Genomic DNA, 11,770 nt, shown 5'->3' with positions numbered 1-11,770 from the left:
TTTTTAACTCAAACTATAAGCTCCTTGCTCACATCATTGCTTGGGGCTTTTTGTTTGTTAGACTTGTTGGGTAATTTAATAAGCTCAAAAATCCTTGAAACCTTCCTTCTTGTGGTAAAGCAGTGTTTCGACTACGTTCAACAACCAGGCAGAAGTAAAAACTTTAGTTTTGGGTCATTGCCCAGTCAAAAAAAAGAATTGTATCAAGCGGAAAGTGCCGCTCGATACAAAGCGTCTTTGCTACAATCCGATGTTTAAAAACATCGGTTCCTCTTGCCTCCTGAAGATCCGCTCTTAATAAAACTTTTGCCTAATCCTAATCTTTAACTGTTTTGACTAATCAGCACTCTGAAAAATTATTAAACAGTCAACAGGAAAATGCACTAGGTGAAGGCTATATATTTAGCTGGTTTGATTGGTTTTGTCTTTGGTATCCTCCAGGGTGGCTAATTTTATTCAACCGCCATTGGCAGCACTATCACACAGATTCAGATGGTTGGAATTGGCTAGAATATGGATTATTTTTAATTCCTGGCGGATTTTATCTAGCGTTGCTGAGTCGCTGGTTGCGTCTGGGTTTTCGTTCACCCCGAAAAGAAGTTGGTGAATTTGATCCTAAATATCAACAAGCTTTTGGCAAAGAAGTTCTTGGCCCTATTGTTAAATATTATTTTCGGGGAGAGTTGCAACAAGTTGAAAACTTGCCGTCAACTGGGCCATTGATTGTGGCAATGAATCATGCGGGGATGTGTTTTCCTTGGGACTTTTTAAGCTTGGGTTATTTATTAAGTGAAGCTAAAGGATGGGTATTACAACCCATAGCAAATCCAGTATTATTTGAGCATCCTTGGGTGATTTGGTGGTTACCACCTCAATGGTCGCAGGTTTTAGGTGGTGTGCGAGCCGAATTAAATGATTTTGAGGGCGCGATGGCTTCGCCAACGTCTTTGACGAACGCTCAAGGTAAAATTCTTTTATATGCACCCGAAGGTATTCGCGGGCCTTTGAAAGGTTGGAGGAGACGCTATCAACTAGAAAAGTTTGATGTGAGTTTTATTCAGTTGAGCGATCGCTATCATATTTCCATTCTGCCAGTAGTTTGCATCGGTAGTGAATTTTTGCATCCTTGGGCTGTTAATTTTACCAAATTGCAACGACTAGTCAAACTACCATTCTTACCTTTGTCGCCTTTAATGTTTGCCTTACTTCTGTTTCCCTCAATGGGAGTTTGGGCAATGAAAACTCGTTTGCGTTACTTTATTGGCCCTTTGCAACCAGCAGGATTGGATAACCACTCAAAGAAAGGGCGTGCAGCAGCTTATCAACAGGCACAACAAGTACGAGAAAAACTGCAACTTCAAATTAATCAGTTTTTGGGTAAATCTTAAGAGGTTGTTTGAAAAGTCCTCTTCTGGGTAACAAAAAGTTTTAGATTCCCCTAAATCCTCCGATAAATTAGATGTACAGTGACAAATTAAATGGCGTTGAGACAAATTTACGTCATCAATGCAAGCCTTACCCACTTTAAACTTGCAACTATTGCTGTTGATATAGCTTGTAACTTTCCCTGTTACTTTTAAGCTTAAGTTTATAGGGAGGTTATGATTCCTGGTTATACCGCGTGGGCTGGTGTGGGCGAACCTGAATTAAATGTCTCTGAAGCTGTTTATGTTAAATGGAACTGTCCTAATATTGAACTTATATATACGCTCTTAGAGAAATTTGGTTTTTGTCCCAAACGTCTTGAAGATTAATTTTATTACACGATCACATTTATCCATTTTATGAGAAGTGTGATCGCACTTATTCAAATGGACAAATGCGATCGCAAATCTTGAGATTATTCTTGAAGAGTAAATCATAATGTTTGATTTTCATGGCTTCAATGAAGCTAGACGAGATAAAAGAAGACAAGAAATTAGGGAAGAACTTGAAACAAAAATAAAGGAAGAAAGTTTAGACGATTACGACATTAAAAATTTAATTATATATAAACAACTTGATTTAGAAGCTTTGGCAGAACAAAATCGACAATTAAGAATTTCCGGCAGAGAAAACGAGAAAGTCTTACATTCGCTAATTATTGTTCTAATATTACTTTTAGCGACAGCATCTTACTTTGCTTACACAAATAGAAGTAAATTTGAGCGTTGCGAAGAATTAAACAAAATTATTCCCAATGTAATTCCTTAATCAATAGGATGGAACAGTAAAACAAGTAACATTAACGTGAGTTCGACTATTAGAAAAAGCCGAAAAGCTTGCTAGATATAAAGCGCGAGAAACAGGACACTAAAGAGCGAAGCGATCGCTAAGATTACGTGAGTTCAACAGAACTAAAAAATGGCAAAAGGTAGAGCAGGCAAATCTTTTGGGTAAATATCAATCGAAGGTTTTTTAGGCAAATAGGTATAAGCAGCTAAACCGGCCATCAGGTTAACCAAAAAGTTAAATGGATTACGATGGCGAGAGTGTTCGATTTGACAGATGTTTTTTAGATGGTCATTGACTGACTCAATTACAGCACGTTTGCGTAATAGAATCTTATCAATCAGTTTTACCAAAGGATTTTTCATTTTCTTCTTAGATTTTATGACTAACTGCAACCCTCGTTCATATAGCTCCTCAAATAATTTTTGAGAGATATATCCTCTGTCACCAAAGAGTTTACCAATCAAATCCTTAGTCATGTCTGGAACGGGTTTTCGGTCGTCTACATTTGCTGGGGTTAGTGAAAATGCGAGTAATTCTACACAATTATTAATAATTAAATGAAGCTTACTTCCATTGTGCCAGCCTACAGAATTTTTGCCCCATTTAACTAATCCTTTAAACACTTTGTGAGAATGTGCCCTACAGTTATGACAAACATTAATTGGGGTGGAATCGATAAAGCTAATTCCAGTAATTTCTCCTGTTCGTGTATGTAAAAAGCAACATAACAGCATTAAGCACCAGGGCATCAGTTCCACAAACCGAGTGTAGCTGACTAAATTAGGAAATGCTCCATGCCAACGAGTAAGCACATCCAGGGTATAGAATTCCTTGAAAGTCTTATATCCGCTGCCATGAAATGCGATAACTATTGTCATCACTTCTGATAGATGCATACTGTAAGTGCTGCGTCGTTCTCCTGCTGTCGATGGTAATTGTGGTACTTGCTGCCAGAGACTTTCCCATTGGTTACAGAAATCATCTACGTCGCAGAAAATTTGGGTGATGTCGAGGCGAGATACAATGGTAGACATAGCCGAGACCCTTGTTTTTGTTAGATATTCTTAGTCTCGGCATTTTTTTGTGACTTTTTTGCCACTTCTCAATCAATCGTAGCGATCGCCTTTTTGTATCCTCAGTTAAGCAAATTCATACATAGCAAGCTTTTTGCGCTTTTCTATCCGTCGAACTCACGTTAACATTAGTAAAATCAATGTCACTAACTGGCAAATAACAGATAAGCTGTTAAGACAGAGCCTCCACCGAGCATCTAGCATTAAACAGCATTAGCTCTCACAACTCAGAAGCTACAACGGCTTGTAATTTTGACGAGAAATAAAACGTATTCGCGCTAAAAGCCTGTGTTTAAGTGAAATAATGACAATTATCATCGCTTTTCACCAAAATCACTACTGGAATTTCAAGCATTTTTATTTGAATCATGTCAAACAGCAATGGTGTCCTGCTTTTCCTGCGCTTCCAAGTTATCAACGATTTATTGAATGGGTACCATCAACCTTAATACCCTTGTGCGTGTTGTTAGCAATAAAGTTATAGTTCCTACCACAGCTTGTCCGTTCGTTACCAACACAACTTGTTTTGTTACGAATGCTTATCCGTTAATAACGACAACTTATGCATTCTTACCAATACAACCTGTTTTGCTACCAACACTTATTCGTTAGTAACGACAGCTTGTCCGTTTGTTAGTAATATAACCTGTTTCGTTACCAATGCTTATCCGTTAGTAACTGACTCCACTGAAGAAGCACCGAAACGATAGCCTTTGCCGTAGACTGTGTGAATCAACATAGTTTCTCTACCCACCTCAATCTTACGGCGCAGCAAACGAATTAATGCCGCAATTACATTACTACTGGGTTGTTCTGACTCTTGCCACAAATTTTGCATAATCTGGGCATGAGTCAGAAGTTGTCCAGTGTGTTCCATAAAGTATTGCAACAACTGACTTTCTTTTTGCGATAGCTCAATTATTCGTCCTTGGCGATAGGCTACTTGATTTTCACAATCGAGTTCTAAATCAGCAACGGTTAAACGTCCGGTAGTGGTTTCATAAGTTTGAGTACCGGAACGACGCAATAAAGCACGGACTCTTGCTAATAACTCCCGCAGTTCAAAAGGTTTAACCAAATAGTCATCAGCACCAGCATCTAAACCTTGTACGCGGTCATCAAGAGTATCTTTAGCTGTAAGAAACAATACGGGAGTGGTTTTGCTTTGGCGTCGCAATTCCTGGCAAATCTCTAACCCCGTTTTTCCTGGCAGCATCCAATCTAAAATAAGTAGGTCATAAGTGCCTACTTGTGCAAGTTCGCTGCCAGATGTCCCATCATAAACGGCATCTACAGCGTAACCCTCACGAGTTAACAAGCGGCTCAAGGGTTGAGTTAGTTCAACTTCATCATCAACTAATAAAATTCTCATGCTGCTTGTGGTAAGCATATAGAGATATTCTCAATATTATTCAACTGCCAAGACGTTAAGGATACCAATTAAAAAAATGCTGACTGTTGCATTGCCAAAAGGGGAACTACTTAAAAATAGCATCCGCTTGCTACAAGCTGTCGGATTAGATTTTAGTGCTTTCTTAGATTCAGGAACTCGCCAACTTCAAATTCCTGACACTAAGGGAGTTGCAAAAGCTTTACTGGTGCGCGCACAAGATGTGCCCGTTTATGTGGAATATGGTCAAGCACAACTGGGGATTGTTGGTTACGATGTGTTACGGGAGAAGCAGCCGCAAGTTGCCCACTTAGTAGATTTACAGTTTGGGCATTGTCGCATGTCGGTAGCGGTAAAAGCATCAAGTTCTTACCGATCGCCTTTAGATTTACCACCGCATGGTAGAGTTGCTTCAAAATATGTAAATTGTGCTCGTGAATATTTCCATAGTCTGGATTTACCTGTGGAAATAGTGCCATTGTATGGTTCAGTAGAGCTAGGCCCAATTACTGGAATGTCAGAAGCGATCGTAGATTTGGTTTCTACAGGGCGAACTTTGCGTGAAAATGGTTTGATTGAAATTGCTAGTCTGTATCAAAGTACGGCGCGGTTGATTGCCCATCCTCTGAGTTACCGCCTGAATACGGGTAATCTGAGTGATGTGATTGGCAAGCTGCGGGAGTCCGTTTTGGTAGAGATTTAATATCATTTGTAATTCACTCTAGTAATTTGTAAGGAATTAGTAATTTGTAGGGAATTATAAAAAATCTCTTCTGCTTCATGACATCTTGCAAGGTGTAGCACCAAAGGCATTGTACAGCAAAAGGAAAGTACTGTTCATCTTCTGTACAGTATCTTCCACAGGTACAGCAGAATTTGTGTTTTGCTGCGTTTGTATTGCTCAGATCCTCCATTGGTCAAAATCTTTGCTTGTGTCACGTTGACGGCTCCAACTCCCTAAGCTGATAAAACAATTTTTGTGACATTTCAATCGTCCAGTGGACACGTTGGTGATGTCCACTGGACGGTTAATTAATTTTGCTGATTTGCGATCGCTCTCGATAACTCCCGAAACAGCATATTTGCAACCTTAGACATTAGCCTATTTTATAAGTGCTTACCGTTAAGCAGCTGCTTGCCAGAACCGTCAACATTCTTTTTGAGCGTTTCCTTATAATATGCGATCGCAGTTGGCTTCCCTTGTCACGCTCGATCGCTCGAAATCCCATACCATTAACGTATGACCTTAAACAGTCTTGTTTTATCTCATCTGAGTATCCTTTTGGTGGACTATAGGCATCGAGAAATTGACGACCACATTTTACACAAATGTGATGCAAGTTTACCTCTTTGTTTCCCATTTTTTCTAATTTCAGTAGACTCACAGTATGGACAATACACAGTAGAAAATCTCAATTCATCCCTCTATTATGCAACGCCCAAAAAACATATATAGCTGATAACCCGATGTGAAGAACAAAGGGTAAGAGCAGTTAGCGGAGAATCTAGGTAAAACTACAGAAAATTATAGGATAAAGGTGTTAAAATTATAGAACTTACAACAAGTCTTTCCCCTTGTCCCCAAGTCCTCTTTCCCATGCCAGCTTTAAGTGTCACAAATAATTTCAATGTTTTGGCAATCATCTTGAAGCTACGTTAAAGTGAGCAGTTGGAGTTAAGAATGGATTTATATGCGCCTACCAATTGCAATTAGTGCTATTTTAGTGGCATCTTTAGGTTTTAGTGCACCTGTAATATCTCAACCTCCTCCTATACAGGTAGCCAAAACACCCGCGCCTAGTAGTTTAGCCTTGGAACAATTTAAGATTAATTACCGATTATGGAGACGGCAAAAAATCTCTAACTATCGCTATGAATTCACTAGAAGTTGCAATTGTTTACCTAAAGCCACAGAACCAGTGATTATTAAAGTACGCAATCGAGTCACAAGTTCTATTACTTATAAAGCAACGAAACAGCCAGCTGAGGCAGAATTGTTTAAACAATATAATACAATTCCTAAACTCTTTAATATCATTAGGGATGCGCTGATTCGTAAAGCAGCAAACTTAACTGTACAATACGATCCAATACTTGGTTATCCAACTCAAATTAACATTGATTATAATAGCCAGATCGCTGATGATGAAATATTTTTTACAATTAGCAATCTGCAAAAAACTAATTAACTATGGCTAGCGAGAGCATTTTTTGCTACAGCAGTGCTGAATTGATTCAGCATATCTTGTTTGCTCTAGAGAGTAGAATTTCTTAGCAAATGAAGGAGATGAGTCGATTGCAAATCTGCTCAGATGACCTGACAGGTAAAAAGATTGCTGACCTTCTGCAGGAGCATATCGAAAATATGCATGAGATGACACCGCCTGAAAGTGTTCATACTCTTAATTTGGAAGCATTGCGCTCGCCTGATATTACTTTCTGGACGGCTTGGGAGGGATCGGAATTACTCGGATGCGGCGCACTAAAAGAACTAGATTCAAGAAGTGGTGAAATCAAATCAATGCGTACCGCCAAGGCTCACCGACGTAAGGGTGTCGCCTCAAAGATTCTTGAACACATCATCAAAGAAGCCGAACGGCGTGCTTACGCTCGCCTGTATTTGGAAACAGGGGCAATTCCAGAGTTCGCTGCAGCACGAGCCTTGTACGCACGGTATGGGTTCGAGTACCGAGGCCCTTTTGCTGACTACATTGATGACCCGAACAGCGTATTTATGACTTTAGCTTTATTGTAAAGGTTTAGGATGGCGAATGCACTGTTGGGCTAAAGCATTTAAAGTCTTTCAAGATTTTTGAAACTCATCTCACAGGTTATGCTGGCTGAAAACCAACATAACTAAACAATTCAAAAATGACAATAAATCAATCTTGGCACGATCTACGTGTCGGTGATTATATTTGTATCTTGCAATTACCACAAATACAAATGCTTGAAAATACAAAGCAACTATACCAGTGACTTATTGCCGAGCGTGCTATTTTGAGAATTAGTGAAATTGATCGGTGGGGATATCCTGTCATTTAGTATAGTTTTCAAAATGAGCAAGGAGGGGAAGAAGCTCATAGTTTGGCAATTGATGAGTATGATATCTGGGAAAAAGTCAATATCACATAGCTAGCTTTGAAAGTTTGTAGCGATATAATGCCAAGCTAGGAAATCTAGAGACTTTGATGGGAAAGCTAAAAATTGGTGAGCGCTGTTGTGTCCATTTGTCCTGGTTTACCGACGTAGTTAAGCATCTTCACATTTAATATATAGCAGTTCTCGTTGATGCAATGTGCCCCTACACCTTGCGATATAACGTTGTACTGCATGGGAACTGCTAGATGTACTTTCAATTACATTTGCGTTACTCAAGTTTGTGAATTCTGAACTATATAATTGCTCAACTTAAGTATTAAATAAAATTATTACCAATAGTTTAGGAAAAGCAAAGACGTGAACCGTTTCAAAAAGCTATCCTCAATTGTGTTCCTGTTATTAGCCTTCATTTATCCACCTACTTTGGTTGAAGCCAAAGAGAACACTCTAAACAATGTTCTCAAGGAACAGAGTATTGACGCACAGACAAAATTAGTAGGAGAGCAAAGTGAAGAGTTTTTGTTAGCTCACAGACGAACTCGACGACGTTATCATAGACGGCAACGAACTGGAAAATATTATTATCAACGCCAGCGGAATCGACGACATTATTATAGACGGCGCTATCGCTCTATACGTTATCACGGACAACGATATCGTCATGGAGAATGGGAACTTGTGCGCGATCGTCATGGACGATTAATGTATGATTGGCAGCGTTAATAGTAAACTTTACACTCAATTTTTCTAGAGAATCTTTATGCGTAAATCCTAATCTAGTACATCGTGGCGGAAATAAACATACCCTTCGGGTGACGCTCGCAGGCTCGCTAACGCTGCGCTAACGGCAGTTCCTCATGGGGGAAACCCCCTTGGCGCTAGCCTCTCCCTTTGGGAGAAGACCGGACTGCCTCACCATTCCAAATGAAGGAAAAGCCCGGAATACAATTCTTTTGACCAAATATTCCTTGATGCTACAAGCCCCTAAATTAATTTATGGATAGATAAGTTCTAAACTTTGCTTGGTACAAGTCCCAGGATTTATCCTGGGGCATTAATTGCGAATTGCGAATTGTACTGACTTTTGACTTCCGCGCAGCGGTACTAGGCAGATTCGCTGTATTGCTACTGCATATATCTATCTTTAGGTATAGAAAAATTTTATTCTAATTTCATTTTTTTATGAAAGGCTATAAATAGGGTGAACGGTAAGACATTTCAGACATTTATATACCTTCATTGATGACAAGTGATTGCTAAAAATATGTTAGCCAGGGGCAAAATTCTCTGGTTGAGGCTTTCCCGTCAGCTACTTAAACCCAGGCGGTTGGCTTTTGTGGAAGCTTGCCTGATTGGTCTAGTTTCTGGGGTAGCAGCAGTTCTATTAGGGCAGACAGTGGATTGGGCAGGTGCATGGCGAGTGCATCTTTCTTACCATTGGTCTGCCTACTTGGTGCTACCAGGTATTGGACTAGTAGGGGGACTTTTAGCTGGTTGGCTAGTAGAGCGCTTCGCACCGGAAGCATCAGGTAGTGGGATGTCTGAAGTCAAAGCCGTATTGGCTCGTGTGCCGATGCCATTAAATCTGCGAATTGCTTTGGTGAAGTTGATCAGCGCTACATTAGTGTTGGGTTCTGGAATGCCTTTAGGACGAGAAGGGCCGACTGTCCAAATTGGGGCAGCTTTGGCAAATCAACTTAGTAACTGGGCACCGACTTCACCAGAGCATCGTCGCCAACTTATCGCCGCCGGAGCCGGGGCGGGATTAGCTGCGGCTTTTAATGCACCGATCGCAGGTGTGCTTTTTGTAGTGGAAGAATTACTCCAAGATGTATCAGATATAACTCTTGGTACTGCGATTTTGGCTTCTTTCATCGCTTCAGTCATTTCCCGGCTCTATGGTAGTCACAGCCTGGATCTGAATCATCTAAATTTAGGTCTTCCTGATACAACTTTCTTCGTTCAGGAAATCCCTTTCTACTTGATTTTAGGAGTGCTGGCGGGATTTCTAGGCATTCTATTTAATAAAGGTATCCTTGAGAGTCTAGCAATTAACCGCCGCCTGCTACACCTGAGTTTACCCTGGCGAATTGGAATCGCTGGGTTAGTTAGTGGTGCGGCGATCGCTTTTTTACCTGCTGCCTTTCGCGATCATGCTGGGCTGAGAGAAATTTTGCTTGTGGGTAGTGCTAATTGGTCATTTGCAGCGATCGCTCTTTTAGTTCAGTTTACCCTAATTATTCTTACCTACGGCTCTGGAGCGCCAGGGGGTTTACTAGTTCCCACCTTAGTCTTGGGAGCTGCCCTTGGTTACTTAGTGGGTGCTGTGGAACACAGTTTACTGGGAATGAGTGCTGCAACAGTCTATGCTCATGTTGGCATGGCTGCTTTTTTTAGCGCCGTCTCCAAGGTACCAATTACAGCAGTCATCATTGTGTTTGAGATGACAACAGATTTCAATTTGGTGCTACCGCTGATGATTGCGTCTGTGGTTGCCTATTTAGTAGCGGAAAAAATTGATCGGCGATCGCTCTACGACCTTCTACTAGAGTGGAAAGGGATTCACATCACCAAAGAGCCTAGCACAGAGGGGTTTCTGGCACAACTGAGTGCCGTAGATGTGATGCAACGGCGTGTCGAAACTCTCTCTAGTCAAATGAGTACTGATGAAGCACTACAAGCATTTTCCAACTCTCACCATCGCAACTTTCCAGTTTTAGAAAATGGTAAAGTTGTTGGTATTGTGACTCAGCAAGATTTAGTTAGTATTGCTTCGCAACAGTCAGGCAAAGATACAACTATTAGCGAGATTATGACACCAGAGCCAGTGACAGTAAATCCCACAGCAACACTGGCTCATGTACTGCATATACTCAATCGTTATCACCTCAGCTGCTTACCCGTGACAGAAGGTCGCAAACTCATAGGAATTATTACTCGTAGTGATATTATCCGTGTAGAAGCAGAGCGACTGAGTGGTAATAGCGAACAAAGAGAACCCAAATCAGCACCTTCTTATGTGGTTTACCAAACTCGCGCTCCGGCTACAGGCAAAGGAAGGTTGTTAGTACCACTTTCACATCCTCAGACAGCCGAGACTTTACTAGAAATGGCAGTTGCGATCGCCAAAGATCGCAATTACGAAATAGAATGCCTACAAGTGATTATCGTTGCGTCTGGCCGCATCCCATCGGAAACACCAGTACAAATCAGCAAAAGTCTTCAACTTTTGCAACGGGCAATACTGTTAGGAGAGAATTCGCGGATTCCCGTTCATACCGAGATCCGAGTTGCCCATAATGTTACTGGGGCAATTTTAGAGACTGTCAAAGCACGACACATTGACTTGGTGCTGATGGGATGGAAAGGCAATACATCAACTCCTGGTAGAGTTTTTAGCCGAGTGGTGGATACGATAATTCGACAGGCTCCTTGTGATGTTATCTTGGCTAAATTGGATGATAAAAGATCCTTTGACCGTTGGTTGTTGCCAATGGCAGGCGGCCCTAACTCCAGCCAAGCAATTAAATTATTACCTGCTCTGGCTTCTTTAAGTACATCACCCCAAATCAAGCTATGTCAGGTTTTTCAGCCAACTAACTCGATTCCTGACACAACATTGCTAGATAAATCTGTTCGCTTTCTGCAACGCCGAGTTAGTGGTAAAGTGATGGCTACTCCCGTTCGTGCCAATTCTGTTTCTGAAGCTGTTCTTAATTGTGCCAAACAAGACAACAGTGATGTGATTGTTTTGGGAGCTAGCCGTGAAAGTCTACTGCAACAAGCGATTCAAGGAAATATTGCTGAGAATATTTCTCGCAAGAGTAATTGTACAGTGATTATGGTCAAAACTTAATTACGTATGTCCACGCCGAAATAACAAATGGGTATGCCGAAATAACAAATGGGTATGCCGAAATAACAAATGGGTACGCTGAAATAACAAATGGGTATGCCGAAATAACAAATGGGTATGCCGAAATAACAAATG

General features: G+C 40.8%; 11 protein-coding genes and 2 pseudogenes. 10 read left to right on the top strand and 3 right to left on the bottom strand.

Annotation, left to right across the window (positions count from 1 at the left end):
- The 4 genes from RMY63_RS39995 to RMY63_RS39980 form a co-directional block, all read left to right on the top strand.
- The coding region (locus RMY63_RS39995; RefSeq protein WP_322733973.1) for a hypothetical protein at positions 1-258 on the top strand (258 nt) is incomplete at its 5' end.
- Between the two features lie 74 nt (positions 259-332).
- Positions 333-1,388 (top strand): 1-acyl-sn-glycerol-3-phosphate acyltransferase, encoded by a 1,056-nt coding sequence (locus RMY63_RS39990; protein WP_322733972.1) that lies wholly within the window; start codon positions 333-335, stop codon positions 1,386-1,388.
- A gap of 213 nt (positions 1,389-1,601) precedes the next feature.
- Positions 1,602-1,754: a hypothetical protein gene (locus tag RMY63_RS39985; RefSeq protein ID WP_322733971.1), complete on the top strand. Its 153-nt coding sequence runs from the start codon at positions 1,602-1,604 to the stop codon at positions 1,752-1,754.
- 109 nt (positions 1,755-1,863) lie between these two features.
- Positions 1,864-2,193, top strand: a complete 330-nt coding sequence (locus RMY63_RS39980) for a hypothetical protein (RefSeq protein ID WP_322733970.1) — start codon at positions 1,864-1,866, stop codon at positions 2,191-2,193.
- Between the two features lie 143 nt (positions 2,194-2,336).
- Here RMY63_RS39980 and RMY63_RS39975 read toward each other — a convergent pair whose 3' ends face one another.
- Entirely contained in the window at positions 2,337-3,248 is a 912-nt protein-coding gene (locus RMY63_RS39975) for an IS982 family transposase (RefSeq protein WP_322733969.1), read from the bottom strand.
- A 301-nt stretch (positions 3,249-3,549) separates the two neighbouring features.
- Between RMY63_RS39975 and RMY63_RS42060 the strand changes: the two are divergent.
- Positions 3,550-3,756: pseudogene (locus RMY63_RS42060) on the top strand (IS982 family transposase); the annotation flags it as partial.
- Positions 3,757-3,951: 195 nt separating this feature from the next.
- Here RMY63_RS42060 and rppA read toward each other — a convergent pair.
- Positions 3,952-4,659 (bottom strand): two-component system response regulator RppA, encoded by a 708-nt coding sequence (gene rppA / locus RMY63_RS39970; RefSeq protein WP_322733975.1) that lies wholly within the window; start codon positions 4,657-4,659, stop codon positions 3,952-3,954.
- 76 nt (positions 4,660-4,735) lie between these two features.
- Here rppA and hisG point away from each other — a divergent pair, with 76 nt between their 5' ends.
- Positions 4,736-5,380: an ATP phosphoribosyltransferase gene (hisG, locus tag RMY63_RS39965; RefSeq protein ID WP_322733968.1), complete on the top strand. Its 645-nt coding sequence runs from the start codon at positions 4,736-4,738 to the stop codon at positions 5,378-5,380.
- A 493-nt stretch (positions 5,381-5,873) separates the two neighbouring features.
- Here hisG and RMY63_RS39960 read toward each other — a convergent pair.
- Positions 5,874-6,078, bottom strand: a pseudogene (locus RMY63_RS39960) (transposase-like zinc-binding domain-containing protein); the annotation flags it as partial.
- Between the two features lie 290 nt (positions 6,079-6,368).
- On the opposite strand from RMY63_RS39960, the gene RMY63_RS39955 reads away from it, so the two are divergent.
- The 4 genes from RMY63_RS39955 to RMY63_RS39940 all read left to right on the top strand — a co-directional run bounded on the left by RMY63_RS39955 (position 6,369) and on the right by RMY63_RS39940 (position 11,635).
- Positions 6,369-6,866 carry a DUF6174 domain-containing protein gene (locus tag RMY63_RS39955; protein WP_322733967.1) on the top strand — a complete coding sequence of 166 codons (498 nt, stop codon included), beginning with the start codon at positions 6,369-6,371 and terminating at the stop codon, positions 6,864-6,866.
- 98 nt (positions 6,867-6,964) lie between these two features.
- On the top strand, positions 6,965-7,432 hold the full coding sequence (locus RMY63_RS39950; RefSeq protein ID WP_322733966.1) for a GNAT family N-acetyltransferase: 468 nt from the start codon (positions 6,965-6,967) through the stop codon (positions 7,430-7,432).
- A gap of 704 nt (positions 7,433-8,136) precedes the next feature.
- Positions 8,137-8,502 (top strand): hypothetical protein, encoded by a 366-nt coding sequence (locus RMY63_RS39945; protein WP_322733965.1) that lies wholly within the window; start codon positions 8,137-8,139, stop codon positions 8,500-8,502.
- Between the two features lie 541 nt (positions 8,503-9,043).
- Positions 9,044-11,635 (top strand): chloride channel protein, encoded by a 2,592-nt coding sequence (locus tag RMY63_RS39940; protein WP_322733974.1) that lies wholly within the window; start codon positions 9,044-9,046, stop codon positions 11,633-11,635.
- Positions 11,636-11,770: the final 135 nt, after the last annotated feature.

It is taken from the genome of Nostoc sp. ChiQUE01b, assembly GCF_034531255.1.
Taxonomy (GTDB): Bacteria; Cyanobacteriota; Cyanobacteriia; order Cyanobacteriales; family Nostocaceae; genus Nostoc.
Note: the sequence above shows the minus strand (reverse complement) of the source record. Positions and strands in the feature narration are given on the sequence as shown.

Bases quoted from the DNA above. Each gene is read 5' to 3' on its own strand.
- RMY63_RS39985 (WP_322733971.1), top strand. From the start codon at position 1,602: ATGATTCCTGGTTATACCGCGTGGGCTGGTGTGGGCGAACCTGAATTA.
- RMY63_RS39980 (WP_322733970.1), top strand. From the start codon at position 1,864: ATGTTTGATTTTCATGGCTTCAATGAAGCTAGACGAGATAAAAGAAGA.
- RMY63_RS39975 (WP_322733969.1), bottom strand. From the start codon at position 3,248: ATGTCTACCATTGTATCTCGCCTCGACATCACCCAAATTTTCTGCGAC.
- rppA (WP_322733975.1), bottom strand. From the start codon at position 4,659: ATGAGAATTTTATTAGTTGATGATGAAGTTGAACTAACTCAACCCTTG.
- hisG (WP_322733968.1), top strand. From the start codon at position 4,736: ATGCTGACTGTTGCATTGCCAAAAGGGGAACTACTTAAAAATAGCATC.
- RMY63_RS39955 (WP_322733967.1), top strand. From the start codon at position 6,369: ATGCGCCTACCAATTGCAATTAGTGCTATTTTAGTGGCATCTTTAGGT.
- RMY63_RS39950 (WP_322733966.1), top strand. From the start codon at position 6,965: ATGAGTCGATTGCAAATCTGCTCAGATGACCTGACAGGTAAAAAGATT.
- RMY63_RS39940 (WP_322733974.1), top strand. From the start codon at position 9,044: ATGTTAGCCAGGGGCAAAATTCTCTGGTTGAGGCTTTCCCGTCAGCTA.